Source organism: Streptomyces sp. M2CJ-2, from assembly GCF_016757295.1.
In the GTDB taxonomy this organism is placed as follows: domain Bacteria; phylum Actinomycetota; class Actinomycetes; order Streptomycetales; family Streptomycetaceae; genus Streptomyces.
In genome coordinates this window covers 28937-42883 of sequence record NZ_JAESIF010000057.1, presented here as the reverse complement: position 1 = coordinate 42883, position 13947 = coordinate 28937, and the positions used below count along the sequence as shown (strand labels likewise).

Annotated in this window: 12 protein-coding genes, 2 pseudogenes and 2 CRISPR repeat arrays; of the genes and pseudogenes, 13 read left to right on the top strand and 1 reads right to left on the bottom strand. The window is 70.3% G+C overall.

Annotation, left to right across the window (positions count from 1 at the left end):
• Window positions 1–78: 78 nt before the first annotated feature.
• The 11 genes and pseudogenes from JL475_RS40435 to JL475_RS29950 form a co-directional block, all read left to right on the top strand.
• Window positions 79–285: pseudogene (locus tag JL475_RS40435) on the top strand (Scr1 family TA system antitoxin-like transcriptional regulator); the annotation flags it as partial.
• Window positions 267–476: a DUF397 domain-containing protein gene (locus tag JL475_RS29995; protein ID WP_202281111.1), complete on the top strand. Its 210-nt coding sequence runs from the start codon at window positions 267–269 to the stop codon at window positions 474–476. The pseudogene JL475_RS40435 and the gene JL475_RS29995, both read left to right, overlap by 19 nt.
• A gap of 144 nt (window positions 477–620) precedes the next feature.
• Window positions 621–893: direct repeats of the CRISPR family, unit length 29 nt; unit sequence GGGACCATCCCCGCGGGTGCGGGGAGCAG.
• Window positions 894–1135: 242 nt separating this feature from the next.
• The gene (gene cas3, locus JL475_RS29990) at window positions 1136–4078 is read left to right on the top strand and encodes a CRISPR-associated helicase Cas3' (RefSeq protein ID WP_202281110.1); all 2943 of its coding nucleotides are present in this window, start codon (window positions 1136–1138) and stop codon (window positions 4076–4078) included.
• Complete coding sequence (gene casA, locus JL475_RS29985; protein WP_202281109.1) at window positions 4071–5765, top strand: type I-E CRISPR-associated protein Cse1/CasA; 1695 nt, start codon at window positions 4071–4073, stop codon at window positions 5763–5765. The genes cas3 and casA overlap by 8 nt, the downstream gene beginning before the upstream one ends.
• Window positions 5762–6463 carry a type I-E CRISPR-associated protein Cse2/CasB gene (gene casB, locus JL475_RS29980; protein WP_202281108.1) on the top strand — a complete coding sequence of 234 codons (702 nt, stop codon included), beginning with the start codon at window positions 5762–5764 and terminating at the stop codon, window positions 6461–6463. The genes casA and casB overlap by 4 nt, the downstream gene beginning before the upstream one ends.
• Window positions 6460–7653, top strand: a complete 1194-nt coding sequence (gene cas7e / locus JL475_RS29975) for a type I-E CRISPR-associated protein Cas7/Cse4/CasC (RefSeq protein WP_202281107.1) — start codon at window positions 6460–6462, stop codon at window positions 7651–7653. Before casB ends, cas7e begins: the two co-directional genes overlap by 4 nt.
• Window positions 7650–8372 (top strand): type I-E CRISPR-associated protein Cas5/CasD, encoded by a 723-nt coding sequence (cas5e, locus tag JL475_RS29970; RefSeq protein WP_202281106.1) that lies wholly within the window; start codon window positions 7650–7652, stop codon window positions 8370–8372. Before cas7e ends, cas5e begins: the two co-directional genes overlap by 4 nt.
• The gene (gene cas6e / locus JL475_RS29965; RefSeq protein ID WP_202281105.1) at window positions 8372–9154 is read left to right on the top strand and encodes a type I-E CRISPR-associated protein Cas6/Cse3/CasE; all 783 of its coding nucleotides are present in this window, start codon (window positions 8372–8374) and stop codon (window positions 9152–9154) included. The genes cas5e and cas6e overlap by 1 nt, the downstream gene beginning before the upstream one ends.
• Window positions 9155–9158: 4 nt before the next feature.
• Window positions 9159–10127 (top strand): type I-E CRISPR-associated endonuclease Cas1e, encoded by a 969-nt coding sequence (cas1e, locus tag JL475_RS29960; RefSeq protein WP_202281115.1) that lies wholly within the window; start codon window positions 9159–9161, stop codon window positions 10125–10127.
• Window positions 10124–10480 carry a type I-E CRISPR-associated endoribonuclease Cas2e gene (cas2e, locus tag JL475_RS29955; protein WP_202281104.1) on the top strand — a complete coding sequence of 119 codons (357 nt, stop codon included), beginning with the start codon at window positions 10124–10126 and terminating at the stop codon, window positions 10478–10480. Before cas1e ends, cas2e begins: the two co-directional genes overlap by 4 nt.
• A gap of 92 nt (window positions 10481–10572) precedes the next feature.
• Window positions 10573–11333: a CRISPR direct-repeat array (repeat unit 29 nt; unit sequence CTGCTCCCCGCACCCGCGGGGATGGTCCC).
• 58 nt (window positions 11334–11391) lie between these two features.
• Window positions 11392–11703: pseudogene (locus tag JL475_RS29950) on the top strand (ABC transporter ATP-binding protein); the annotation flags it as partial.
• Between the two features lie 121 nt (window positions 11704–11824).
• On the opposite strand, the gene JL475_RS29945 reads toward JL475_RS29950, so the two are convergent.
• Window positions 11825–12334: a MarR family winged helix-turn-helix transcriptional regulator gene (locus JL475_RS29945; protein WP_202281103.1), complete on the bottom strand. Its 510-nt coding sequence runs from the start codon at window positions 12332–12334 to the stop codon at window positions 11825–11827.
• Between the two features lie 129 nt (window positions 12335–12463).
• Between JL475_RS29945 and JL475_RS29940 the strand changes: the two genes are divergently transcribed.
• Both JL475_RS29940 and JL475_RS29935 read left to right on the top strand, forming a co-directional pair.
• Window positions 12464–13120: a nitroreductase family protein gene (locus tag JL475_RS29940; protein WP_307825195.1), complete on the top strand. Its 657-nt coding sequence runs from the start codon at window positions 12464–12466 to the stop codon at window positions 13118–13120.
• A gap of 49 nt (window positions 13121–13169) precedes the next feature.
• Window positions 13170–13853 (top strand): phosphoribosylanthranilate isomerase, encoded by a 684-nt coding sequence (locus JL475_RS29935; protein WP_202281102.1) that lies wholly within the window; start codon window positions 13170–13172, stop codon window positions 13851–13853.
• The last annotated feature ends 94 nt before the right edge of the window (window positions 13854–13947 follow it).

Below are 13947 nucleotides of genomic sequence, written 5' to 3'. Positions count from 1 at the left end.
GAGGTCGAACTCGTCGCGATCAACCCGCCCGAACGAAACTGAGGTCAATCGGCCCACAGGTCTTGACGATTACTCTTCGACGTCTGGTACCTACTCCTGCCGCACGGCCACACCGTCGTCTACACGGAGAACGGGTACCGGGGTGAACTCATTGAAGAAACAGCGCCGGTTGTGCGCCTCCAGAAGGCGTACGATTCAGTGCGCGACCTGGCGCTGTCCCCAGCCGAGTCGCGGAACTACATCCTGCGCCTGCTGGAGGAAGTGCCGTGCGGATCGTCGACGTGAGCGCCGCTGCGTGGCGCAAGAGCAGTCACAGCAACCAGGACGGCGGCGCATGCGTCGAAGTTGCCGACGACTTCACCACCGTCGTCCCCGTGCGTGACAGTAAAACGCCGGGCGGCCCGGTACTCATCCTGGCGACGGAAGGCTGGACCTCCTTCGTTACTGCCGTGAAGACCGGCGAGCTGGGTGCCTGACCTACCCGGCGGAGGTCAATAACGGCCCCGTGTACACCGAATAGTTGAGCACGGGGCCGTCTTCCGTCAGCCAACGAGGCCATGCGGAGCACCCCGCTTCGGCTGGGAGTAGTGCCCGAACGGGCCCTGCCCGAAGAACCGGTCGGGACCATCCCCGCAGACGCGGGGAGCAGACGGCGACCAGGCTGACGGGCGCGCCCTGGTCGGGACCATCCCCGCGGGTGCGGGGAGCAGTACTGGAGCGGACCCTACGGCCGGCGGCCCATGGGACCATCCCCGCGGGTGCGGGGAGCAGGTTGCACTGCCAGAACGCGCACCGGGTTCGGGGGGACCATCCCCGCGGGTGCGGGGAGCAGGCTCCCCCCATGAGTGAATCGGTAGACGTGCAGGGACCATCCCCGCGGGTGCGGGGAGCAGACTGCGTGACCTGGGAGTTTATCGGGGGGTGGGCATGGTTTCATGCACTTTCACAGAAACCGGCAAGTGGGGCATTTGACTATTCTTGCCTTGTCTCGTGTAGCTGAAGTGGCCGCAGCGCAAAGGGTCGACCCTATGTGTCGATCGAAGCCTCCGTGGCGTTACGGTTCGATCGGGGGCGGATCATCCGCGTTTTCTTCATATCTCCATCGCGAGTTCTCCCTATCTTGTATACCTCTGGCATGACAGACGAGGGGGGAGCCCGCACGGGGTTACGGGCCAGGCTCGACGGGCCGGTGCTGACCGTGTGGGCGAAGCACGACTGGGACTCCGATGGGTGGCTGCCGCTGTGGCGGCACATGGAGGACAGCGCTGCTGTTGCCGGACGGCTGTGGGACGAGTGGTTGCCCGTGGGCGTACGGAAGTTGGTTGCCGATGCGCTGCCCGAAGGGGAAGCGGATGCCCGGCGGCTCGCAGTGTGGCTTGCGGGTGTGCACGACCTCGGTAAGGCGACGCCGGCCTTCGCCTGCCAGGTCGAGTCGTTGGCGCAGACCATGCGGGACCACGGGCTCGAGATGCGCTCCCAGTCGGCCATGGGTATGGACCGGCGGCTCGCGCCGCATGGGCTGGCCGGACAGGTGCTGCTGGGGGAGTGGCTGGAGGAGCGGCACGGCTGGCCGGCGAGGCAGACCGGGCAGTTCGTGGTGGCGCTGGGTGGGCACCACGGAGTACCCCCCGAGCACGGTCAGATCACCGCACTCGACAGCCACCCCGAACTCCTGCGGACGCCCGGCCCGAGCCGGGGGCTGTGGCAGCGGGTGCAGGAGGAGTTGCTCGAGGCGTGTGCGGACGAGTTCGGCGTACGGGAACGCCTCAGTGACTGGCGAGCGGTGAAACTCCCCCAGCCTGTACAGGTGTTGCTCACCGCACTGGTCATCGTCTCCGACTGGGTCGCCAGCAACCCGGACCTGTTCCCGTACTTCCCGCAGGACGTCCCCCGGACCAGTGAGGAGCGCATCGCTGCGGCCTGGCGCGGGCTGAACCTGCCCGGACCGTGGCGCCCCGAGGAACCGGCCGGGGACGCACAGGAGTTGTTCGCGTCCCGCTTCGAGCTGCCGCCGGGGGCGAAGGTCCGGCCGGTGCAGGAGGCGGCCGTCGAGCTGGCGCGGACGATGGACGAGCCGGGACTGATGGTGATCGAGGCGCCGATGGGGGAGGGGAAGACCGAGGCTGCGCTGGCCGCCGCCGAGATCCTCGCGGCGCGCTCCGGCGCGGGCGGCGTGTTCTTCGCGCTGCCGACGATGGCCACCGGCAGCGCGATGTTTCCCCGTCTGCTGGACTGGCTTGAGCGTCTTCCCGCCGAGGACGGGGCTCGTCACTCCGTTCTCCTCGCCCATTCGAAGGCGGCCCTCAACGAGGACTTCGCCGACCTCATGCGCAACAGCGGGCGTGTCGCTGCCGTCGACTTCGACGCACCACAAGTCGCCCCGCGACGGCCGTCGGACGGCACACGTGCCGCCGCCCCGGCCGAGCTTGTCGCCCACGCATGGCTGCGTGGCCGGAAGAAGGCCATGCTGTCCTCGTTCGTCGCGGGCACGATCGACCAACTGCTGTTCGCAGGGCTGAAAAGCCGTCACTTGGCGCTGCGCCACCTCGCGGTCGCCGGGAAGGTCGTCGTCATCGACGAGGCGCATGCCTACGACACCTATATGAGCGTCTACCTCGACCGGGTGCTGTCGTGGCTCGGTGCCTACCGCGTACCCGTGGTGGTGCTCTCCGCGACCTTGCCCTCCGGGCGACGGCGGGAGCTGGTAGAGGCGTACGCGGGCAAGGTGACGCAGGACACCGCGGCGGCGTTCGACGCCGTCGCCGAGGCCGACGGCTATCCGCTCCTGACGGTCGTCACGCCCGGTGGCGCGCCCGTCATGCGTCATCCGGCAGCCTCCGGCCGCACCGTTGACGTCGAGCTGGAACGTCTCGAGGACGACCTGGCCACCCTGGCCGACCGGCTGGAGACCGAACTCGCAGGTGGTGGGTGCGTCCTCGTCGTACGCAACACCGTCCGCCGGGTTCTTGACACGGCAGCCGTGCTGCGGCGGAGGTTCGGCGACACGAGTGTGACCGTTGCCCATTCCTGTTTCATCGACGTCGACCGGGCGGCCAAGGACGCAGACCTGCTGTGGCGCTTCGGACCACCGGGCAAGGCCGAGGGTCGGCCCGAGGAGGCGCACATCGTTGTCGCCAGTCAGGTCGCGGAGCAGTCCCTCGATGTCGATTTCGATCTTCTGGTCACCGACCTCGCACCCGTCGACCTGCTGTTGCAGCGCATGGGGCGTCTCCACCGCCACCTGCGTGGAGGGGAGAAGCAGTCCGACCGGCCCGAGCGGCTGCGCACAGCGCGCTGCCTGGTCACCGGCGTGGATTGGAGCGAAGACGTTCCTGAGCCGGTGCCCGGCTCGGTCGCCGTGTACGGGGCGTACGCGCTGCTGCGTTCCGCCGCCGCCCTGCTGCCGCATCTCGACGGCGGAAACGGCGGCCCGCGGAGACCGGTACGGCTGCCGGGCGACATCAGTCCGCTGGTGCAGCGCGCGTACGCCGACGGCACCGACGGCCCGGCCGAATGGGCCGAGGCGCTCGAAGCCGCTCACGCACGGTTCGTGGAGCACCGCGCGGACCAGGCCGAGCGGGCTGCGACCTTCCGGCTCGATGCGGCGGCCAGGCCCGGCAGGCCGCTGTTCGGGTGGGTCGCGGCAGGCGTCGGCGACGCGGACGACACCGCGGCCGGCAAGGCCCAGGTACGCGACAGCTGCGAGAGTCTCGAGGTCGTCGTCGTACAGCGGCGTGCCGACGGCACCCTGGCCACGGTGCCGTGGCTGGAACCTGACCGCAAGGACCGTGTGCTGGCCGGACTGGATCTGCCCACCGATCAGGTGCCGGCCACCCTGGCGGCGCGCACAGCGGCGAGCTGCGGACTGCGGTTGCCGATCCAGTTCAGCTACGCCGACGTCATGGACCAGGCGATCGCAGAGCTCGAGGAACTGTACGTGCCCGCCTGGCAGATGAAGGACAGTCACTGGCTGGCCGGTCAGCTGATCCTGCCGCTCGACGAGGACTGTCAGACCCGGCTGGCAGGCTTCTCCCTCCGGTACAGCAAGAGCGACGGCCTCGAGGTGACCCGTGTCTGAAACCGATAGCAGTGGAGGCGACGGCGCGCTGTCGTTCGACCTCACCGCCCGGCCGTGGATCCCGGTGCTCAGACGCGACGGTTCGCAGGACGAGTTGTCGCTGCGTGAGGTGTTCGAGCAGGCGCATGACCTGCGGCGTGTCGTCGGTGATCTGCCCACCCAGGAGTTCGCCTTGGTGCGTCTGCTGCTCGCCGTCGCGCACGACGCACTCGAGGGACCGCAGGACATCGACGCGTGGTCGGAGCTGTGGGCCGAGGAGAGCTGCTTCGCTCCGGTCGGGGCGTATCTCGAGACGCACCGCGGCCGGTTCGACCTGTTGGACGCCGGCGCGCCGTTCTTCCAGACCGCTGGGCTGCGGACGGGGAAGGACGAGGTGTTCTCCCTCAACCGGATCGTGGCCGACGTCCCCAACGGGGAGCCGTTCTTCACCGCCCGTATGCCCACCGTCGAGCGGCTCACCTTCGCGGAGGCGGCCCGCTGGGTCGTCCATACGCATGCCTACGACACCTCCGGCATCAAGACCGGTGTGGAAGGCGACGAGCGTGTCAAGGGCGGCAGGGTCTACCCGCTCGGTGTCGGCTGGGCAGGGAACCTCGGCGGCGTCTACGTCGAAGGCCGCACCCTGCGCGAGACGCTGCTGCTGAACCTCGTGGCCGCCGACACCGCCAACCTGGAGATCGACGACCAGGACGCCCCCGCGTGGCGCAGGGAACCCTGCGGCCCGGGTGGCGCGGAGCGCGCCCCGACCGGCGTACGCGACCTGTACACCTGGCAGACGCGGCGCCTGCGCCTGCACTTCGACGAGACCGGCGTGCACGGCGTCGTCCTCGGCTACGGTGACCCGCTCCCCGCACGCGACCGTCAGCACCGGGAGCCGATGACCGCCTGGCGGCGCAGCAAGCCCCAGGAGAAGAAGCTCAAGAAGACCCCCGTCTATCTGCCGCGCGAGCACGCTCCCGAGCGTTCCGCCTGGCGCGGGATCGGCTCACTGGTCGCGGGGGAGGTCGGCAAGGCCCAAGGGTCGGAAGCGGCCGCCTACCTGCGGCCGGGGATTCTGGAGTGGGTGGCCCGTCTGGTGACGGAGGGAGAGCTGCCACGCGGCTTCCTCGTCCGGGCCCGGGTCGTCGGCGCCTGCTACGGCACGCAGCAGTCCGTGATCGACGAGGTCGTCGACGACCACGTCTCCATGGCCGTCGTCCTGCTCCACCAGCAGGACCGGCGCTATGCCGAGCAGGCCGTCGCAGCCGTTGCTGATGCCGACCTCGCGGTCAACGCCCTGGGGGATCTGGCCACCAACCTGGCCCGCGCGGCCGGCACCGAGAGCGACGGGCCCCGCTCCACCGCACGCGATCTCGCCTACGGGCTCCTCGAGGCTCCGTACCGCACGTGGCTCGCCCGTCTTGCCGACACCGATGACCCGTACGTGCAGCGCACCGCCTGGCAGCAGCAGGTGTACAAGATCGTCGGCGGGCTCGGAGACCGGCTGATGGCCGCAGCCGGGGACGCCGCCTGGCAGGGCCGGACCGTGCAGCTCAAGCACGGCACCGAGTGGCTCAACTCCGCACTCGCCGGCAAGTGGTTCCGTGCCGCGCTGCACAAGGGCCTGGGGCGCCCCGATTCCACCGACACGCCGCCGGACGCGGACACGGCGTCCGCGCCCGAGACCACCGCGAAGGCACCCGCATGACCACCGTCACCGCACCCGTCACTCCGCGCGAACGGGTCGCCCGGCTCGCTGCCGACCGCATCGACGATCTGCAGCGGGAGTACCTCGCCGACCGGTCCCTCGCCGTCGCGGCCCTGGCCCGGCTCCGGCGCGGCGCCGGCCGGGATGCCGGGCAGCTGCCCGACCTGTGGGCCCTGATCGACACCGGTTCTCTGCACTACACCCCGGACGGCGCTCGGCCGATGAGCGAGAGCGAACTGGTCCGGGCCGAGGACGCCCTGCACGTCGCGCTCACCCTCTACGCGCTGCACCAGCAGTCCCGTTCCACCGGCATGCACCAGGCCGACAGGCCGGACCGCCGCCGGGGCCTCGGAGCCGCGGTGCGCCGGATGATGAAGCCCGGCGAGATCGACGAACCCGTGCACAAGCGGCTGGTCCGCGCAGGCACCGCCCCCGACCTGACCACCCTCGCCCAACGGCTGCGCGAAATCGTCGTCCTGCTGCGCCGCGAGGGTTTCGAACTCGACTACGCGCTCCTCGCCGGACAGCTCTACACCTGGCAGCGGCCCGGGGGAGTGGACGCCGTCCGCAGGGAATGGGGCCGTTCCTTCCACGCCTTGCATGACAAGTCCAAGGACGGACGCCCGCCCCTCACCGCCGGCGTGACCGCAGACACCGACACCACCAGCACCACGGACACCGACAAGGACGCCTCGTGAACCGCATCTTCCTCGACGTGCACGCCCTGCAGACCGTCCCGCCCAGCAACCTCAACCGCGACGACACGGGTGCGCCGAAGACCGCGGTGTACGGGGGAGTGCCGCGCGCCCGCGTCTCCAGCCAGGCCTGGAAGCGGGCAACGCGCACCTACTTCAAGGACGAGCACCTGCTGGACCCGAGCGAACTCGGCGTGCGGACCAAGAAGATCGTGGAGGCGATCGCCGAACGGATCACCGCCCTCGACCCCTCGCTCACCCGTGAGACCGCACTGCGCATCGCGGACGAGACCGTGAAGGCCACCGGCCTGAAGACCGAAGTGCCCAAGCGCAAGGCCGACTCCGCCAAGGAGGGCGAGCCGGACCCGGCGCCCGAGGCGAAGTACCTCGTATTCCTCAGCGCTCGCCAGCTCGACGGCCTGGCCCGCCTCGCCGTCGACGACGAGGCCGACATCACGGCCTTCTTCAAGGACAAGAAGAACAAGGACAAGGCCAAGGAACTCGCCGACACCCGCCACTCCGTCGACATCGCGCTCTTCGGCCGCATGGTCGCCGACGCACCGGACATCAACGTCGACGCCGCCGTCCAGGTCGCCCACGCCATCAGCGTCCACCGCGTCGAGAACGAGTCCGACTACTACACGGCCGTCGACGACGAGAACACCGACGAGGAGACCGGCGCCGGCATGATCGGCACCGTCGACTTCAACTCCGCCACCCTCTACCGCTACGCCGCCCTCGGTGTCCAGCAGCTCGCCGCCACCCTCGGCCAGGGGCTGCGGGACGAGGAGCCGCGTACCGACCCCGTCCGCCGGGCCGTCGAGGCCTTCGTGCACGGCTTCGTCGCCTCGCTGCCCACCGGCAAGATCAACACCTTCGGGCACCACACGCTGCCGGACGCCGTGATCGTCAAGCTGCGCACCACCCGGCCCGTCAGCTTCGTCGCGGCCTTCGAGGATCCGGTGCGCGGCGACCAGGGTGGCCACGTCCGTGAGGCGTCCGAGCGCCTGGCCGAGTACATCCCCGACATGGAGCGGGCGTACGGCGACGAGGACTCCACCCTCACCTGGGTGCTGCGCGTCGGTCCGAACACGCAGAAGCTCGCCGGAATCGGTACCGAGTCGCAGAACATCGGTGAACTCGTCGCCGCCGTCGGGCAGGCCGTCGCAGAGCGCCTGGAGAAGCCCGCATGAGCGTGCTCACCCTTCGGCTCGCGGGCCCCCTGCAGTCCTGGGGGGCCTCGGCCCGTTTCACCCGACGTACCACCGAGTCCGCGCCCACCAAGAGCGGCGTCGTCGGCATGCTCGCCGCCGCGGCCGGCATCGAACGCGGCGACGACCGCAGGCTGGCACCGCTGGCCGCGCTGAAGTTCGGCGTACGGATCGACCAACCCGGCACCCGGGTACGGGACTTCCACACCGCCCATCACGGCGTCACCGGTAAGTCCATGCCGCTGTCCGAGCGCTTCTACCTCGCCGACGCCGTCTTCGTCGCCGCTCTCGAAGGCGACCGCACACTGCTCGCCGAGTTGCACACCGCGCTGCGCACCCCCGTGTACGCGCCGTTCCTGGGCCGCCGTTCCTGCCCACCCGCCCTGCCGGTCGAACTCGGCCTCCATGACGAGGGCGGTCTGATGGACGTGCTGCGCGAGATGCCGTGGCAGGCATCCGCCTGGTACCGCAGGCCGTACCGCGGCCGGGACGAGATCGAACTGACCGTGCTGCGCGAGGCGGACGAGGGCGAGCAGCACGCTGCCGACGTCCTGCGCGACCAGCCACTCAGCTTCGCCGCCGAACACCGCCGCCACGCCCTGCGCACCCAACTCAGCGACAGCGTCCGCATTCCCAACCCGTCCGCCCGGCACCTGCCCCGGCACGACCCGTTCGACGCCCTGGACGAGGAGAGCGCCTGATGTTCCTCACCCGCTTCCGCGTGAACACCGCGCGCCCCGGCGCCCGCCGCCTCCTCTCCTCGCCGCAGGCCATGCACGCCGCCGTCATGTCGTCCTTCCCCGGGCTGCTGCCCACGGACACGCCCACGCCCGATGCCCCGCGCGTGCTGTGGCGCCTGGACCAGACGGCACGAGCCGAGGTCATGTTGTACGTGGCCAGCCCCGACCGGCCCGACCTCACCCACCTCGTCGAGCAGGCCGGTTGGCCTGCGGCTGCTGCCGCGGACCCGGACCGACCCGGTTGGCAGAGCAGGCCCTACGGCCCGTTCCTCGACCGGCTGGCAGCAGGTGACCGGTGGGCGTTCCGGCTCACCGCCAACCCGGTTCACCACGCCCGCCGCAAGGACGGCGAGCCGACCAAGCGCACGGCGCACCTCACCGCGGTGCACCAGATGGGCTGGCTCCTCAAGAAGCAGGAGTCGTGCGGCTTCCGCGTCCTGGAGAAACCTGAGGGGAAGCGTCTGCTGCCCAGCGGTACCACCCACACCGGGCAGCCGCACCACGGCGACCGGTACGAACTGGCCGTCCGCGACAAGCGCTCCCTCGCCTTCGACAAGTCCCGCAGTACCGGCGCCGGCAGCCGCAAGCCGTCCCCCGTCAGCCTGGTCACCGTCACCTTCGACGGCCGGCTCGAGGTCACCGACCCCGTGCTCCTGCGTCGCACCCTCACACAGGGGATCGGCAAGGCCAAGGCCTACGGCTGCGGCCTGATCACTCTGGCCCCGCTCGGCCCGGTCGGGTGAGATGGTGACCACGGTCTCCCGGCGCACCGCGCTCACCCCGCGCCACCTGACCCGCACCGGCGAACGGCTGTCCTTCGTGTACCTGGAGCGCTGCACGGTGCACCGGGACGCCAACGCCATCACTGCCGAGGACGCCGACGGCACCACCCACATTCCGTCGGCGACCATCGGCACCCTCATCCTCGGCCCCGGAACACGCATCACCCACCAGGCGATGAGCGTGCTGGGGGAGACCGGTGCCGCCGTGTGCTGGGTGGGAGAGCAAGGTGTGCGCTACTACGCCGGTGGCCGCGCCCTGACCCGTTCCTCCGCCCTCATGGAGGCACAGGCCCGCCAGTGGGCCAACCCGCGCAACCGCCTGGCCGTCGCCCGCGCCATGTACCGACTGCGCTTCCCTGACGAGGACCCCGCCGGTCTCACCCGCCATGAACTCCTCGGCCGTGAAGGCCGACGCGTCAAGGACTGCTACAAGGCCCAGGCCGCCCGCACCGGCATCCCGTGGCGCGGCCGTAAGTACGTCCCCGGCGACTTCACCGGCGGCGACGCGGTCAACCAGGCGGTCACGGCCGCCGCCCAGTGCATGTACGGCATCGCGCACGCGGTCGTCGCATCCCTCGGCTGCAGCCCGGCACTCGGCTTCGTCCACTCCGGCCACGAACTGTCCTTCGTCCTCGACGTCGCCGACCTCTACAAGACCGAGATCGGCATCCCGCTGGCCTTCGACATCGCGGCGGAGGACGAGGAGGACGTCGGCCCGCGCACCCGCCGCGCACTGCGCGACCGCATCAACGAGACGTCCCTGCTGGACCGCTGCGTCGACGACATCAAACGCCTCCTCCTGCACGACGCCGCATCCTCCGCCGGAGCGGGTGCCGACCGGGACGTCGTCACGCTCCAGAGCGAGGGCGGCCACGATGTCCCTGCCGGACGCAACTACGGCGGTCCGGACGCGGGCAAGGAGATGACCTGGTGACCGTGATCGTCCTGACCAACTGCCCGGCAGGCCTCCGCGGATTCCTCACCCGCTGGCTCCTCGAAATCTCCGCCGGTGTCTTCATCGGCAACCCGTCGGCGCGCATCCGCGACGTGCTGTGGGACGAGGTCCAGCAATACGCCGGCCAGGGCCGCGCCCTGCTCGCCCACACCACGAACAACGAACAGGGCTTCACCTTCCGCACCCACGACCACAACTGGCACCCGATCGACCACGAGGGCATCACCCTGATCCGCCGCCCCAACCCCAAGACTGACGGGCCCGGCCCTACGGCAGCTCCGCTACGAGGCTGGAGCAAGGCATCCAAACGCCGCCGCTTCGGGCGATCGTAGTGCGCGCTATGCACCATTCAGCGGAATTGCCGGAATCGACGAAAGTACTCCAAAATTGCCACTGCCCCAGGTAAACCCGCAGCTCACACAGTCTGCTCCCCGCACCCGCGGGGATGGTCCGACCGCATGAGCGCCCCGGTCTTGGTGGGCCCGCTGCTCCCCGCACCCGCGGGGATGGTCCCAACGACGGCCTCATCGACGGCGAACTCGCCGCCTGCTCCCCGCACCCGCGGGGATGGTCCCTCGATACCCGGCTGCCGCACCACCGCACCCGTCTGCTCCCCGCACCCGCGGGGATGGTCCCGACGCCGGCGGCTGCGGCTGCGGCGTCATCTTCTGCTCCCCGCACCCGCGGGGATGGTCCCGTCTCCTCGGCGAACTCCGCGCCGTCCTCCTCCTGCTCCCCGCACCCGCGGGGATGGTCCCGTGCGTACGCCCCGGTCGTGCAGCTCGCGCAGCTGCTCCCCGCACCCGCGGGGATGGTCCCGGCGCGACCATCAACGGCGGCATCCTGCGCACCTGCTCCCCGCACCCGCGGGGATGGTCCCAGCTCAAGGACCTGATCAAGGAACACCCTCCCCTGCTCCCCGCACCCGCGGGGATGGTCCCGCGGCCGGGCTCACCCAGACGTCCCCGACGGCCTGCTCCCCGCACCCGCGGGGATGGTCCCGTCCCGACCCCGCTGACGCTGACGGGCCTGGGCTGCTCCCCGCACCCGCGGGGATGGCCCCTCGACGCGCGGCCGGTCAAGGGACAGGCCACGCTGCTCCCTGCACCCGCGGGGATGGCCCCGTGTTGCCGGCGGCGTCCTTGACGACGTAGCCCTGCTCCCTGCACCCGCGGGGATGATCTCTGTGCTGCCATGAGCCTGAGCTGTGTGCGCGAAGGCTGAACACAACTCAGGGGGTGGCGACGGCCAACTCCAACGCGCCTGCCTGGCCCGCGCGTTGGTGCTCTGCCCCCGCCGGCTGATCTGCGACGAGATGACCGCGATGCTCGACGCGTCGACCACGGCCGCACTGGTGGCGGTGGTCGAGGCCTACCGCACCGAAACCGGCGCCGGCCTCCTCGCCGTGGGCCACGACCGCACCCTCCTCGACCGCTGGTGCGACCACACGGTCCACTGGGACACGGTGACGGCGAAGAACGCGGCGGACGGGGAGAGCGGCCAGGACGGCCCGCGAAGGAGGAACGGCCCGGCCGCTCTCGTCCGCTCGAAGTGACCACCGGGCGATGAACGGGCCGTGCCGACCGCGCACCGGCGCGGGCACGCCGGGAACGGTGCCGGTCGCGCGGCCGATGAGCGTGCGGGGCGAGGCGGCATGACGGGTGCCGTCACCGCCGTCACCGGCCTCCGGCAGGCCCTCGGCGGACGTCCCCGAGGGAGGCGAGCAGCGTGCGCAGGAGCTGGTTGAGTTCGTCGGTGGCATCGTTGTCGAGGCCCGAGAGGATCTTGCGCTGGTTGTGCACATGGCCCTGGACGGTTCTGTCGACGAGTTCCCCGCCCTTGTCGGTCAGGGCGATGTGCAGGCTGCGCCGGTCTCCCTGCACGGGCTCGCGGACGACCAGGCCGCGCGCGACGAGCCGGTCGACGCGGTTGGTCAGCGCCGCCGAACCGATCATGACGCTTGCGGCCAGTTCCTTGGCGGTGAGCGGCCGGCTGCTGCGGCGGAGCGTGGCGAGCACGTCGAACTCCCACGTCTCCATGTCGTACTGGGCGAAGTACTCCTTGAGGTGTCCGTTGACCAGGCGTGACAGGCGCAGGATGCGGCCGACGGCGCCCATGGCGTCGAGGTCCAGGTCTCCGCGCTGAGCTCTCCACTGGTCGAGGAAGTCGTCGACGGCGTCGCGCATGCGGGGTTGCCTCGCCTTCATGTTTTGTTCACCCAGGTTAATTCGATGGCGAACTGTTTGACTCAAGACTAGAGCATGCCATAATGTTTCGACGTCAGGTAGTTCGATATCGAAGTATAAGGGGGGGTCGTGGAGTTGTCTGCGACGGACCACGGCACGGTGTCCCGCGTCATCCGCTCGCGGCGCAGCGTCCGCCATTACCGGCCGGATCCGGTGCCCGCCACGCTGCTTCGGGAACTGGTCGACCTCGCCCTGGAAGCGCCGTCGAGCTTCAACCTGCAGTCCCGGTCCATCGTCGTCGTCACCGGCGAGCAGGGCCGCAAGGCCCTCACGGAGGCCACCGGCGGGCAGCCGCATCCCCAGGAAGCACCCGTGATGCTGGTGTTCGTCGCGGAGTCCGGCGCCTGGCGTGAGGACCGCGGCGACATCTGGGAGCAGGCCCGGCTGAACGACGCCTGGTCCGAGCGGTTCGCCGCGGACCTGCCCGAGGACGTACGCGCCTTCCACGAGGATCTGCACACCCGCGGTCTGGGACGTGAGTACGCGGTCAAGGACGCCATGATCGCCGCTTCCTTCCTGATGATCGCCGCGCACGCCGCCGGTCTGGCCACCAGTCCCATGAACGGCTGGGACGAGGCGGAGGTCAAGAAGGCCATCGGCATCGCGGACCGCGACGACCTGCACATCGCTCTGCTCGTCCCGCTCGGCCACCCGGCCGAGACCCGTGTCCATCCCGGCCGCCGAGGCCGTTCCCTGACCGTTTTCCAGGAGACCTACGGCCGGTAAGGGCACACGTACCTGCTTTCGCACCGAACCACACAGGGGGTTGGTCCTCGTGACCGTTGTCAACAAGCTCGTCCAGGTCGCCGGCGTCATCGATGCCGCCGAGGCGGACATGATCATCGATGAGGGGGCGGACTGGCTCGGCTTCGCCCTGCGACTGCCGTCCGGGAAGGACGACATCGCCGAGCAGGACGCTGCCGCGATCATCAAGAACCTTCGAGCCCCGCACGCGGGCGTGCTCATCAGCTACCTCACCGACGCCGAGGAGATCAGCGAGTTCTGCCACGAGCTCGGCGTGGTCGCCGTTCAGCTGCACGGCGACGTGGACACCGACCAGCTGCGACGGCTCCAGCGGCTGCGTCCCGACCTGTTCGTGCTCAAGTCCCTCGTCGTCAAGCAGGACAACGCCGAGGAACTGCTGAAGCTGGTCGACGACACCCATCCCTTCGTCGACATGTACATCACGGACACGTTCGACCCGAGGACCGGTGCCAAGGGCGCCACCGGCCTGACCCACGACTGGAACGTCTCGGCCGAGCTCGTCCGCCGTTCCCCCAAACCGCTGATGATGGCCGGCGGCCTGAACCCGGAGAACGTCGGCGCCGCGATCCGCGCCGTCAGGCCCGCCGCGGTCGACGCCCACACCGGGCTGGAGGGCCCCGACGGACGCAAGGACCGCGCCAAGGTCGCGAAGTTCGTCGCCGAGGCCCGCCGGGCCTTCGACGAGATCGGCTGACCGTGCCGCATTCCAGGCTTCCCGGATCACGGCCGTGCACCGGGGCGGCGTCCGGCCCCGCCGCCCGCCCCGGTGTCCACCCGCCCCGGCGTCC

Bases quoted from the DNA above. Each gene is read 5' to 3' on its own strand.
- cas3 (WP_202281110.1), top strand. From the start codon at position 1,136: ATGACAGACGAGGGGGGAGCCCGCACGGGGTTACGGGCCAGGCTCGAC.
- casB (WP_202281108.1), top strand. From the start codon at position 5,762: ATGACCACCGTCACCGCACCCGTCACTCCGCGCGAACGGGTCGCCCGG.
- cas5e (WP_202281106.1), top strand. From the start codon at position 7,650: ATGAGCGTGCTCACCCTTCGGCTCGCGGGCCCCCTGCAGTCCTGGGGG.
- cas6e (WP_202281105.1), top strand. From the start codon at position 8,372: ATGTTCCTCACCCGCTTCCGCGTGAACACCGCGCGCCCCGGCGCCCGC.
- JL475_RS29945 (WP_202281103.1), bottom strand. From the start codon at position 12,334: ATGCGCGACGCCGTCGACGACTTCCTCGACCAGTGGAGAGCTCAGCGC.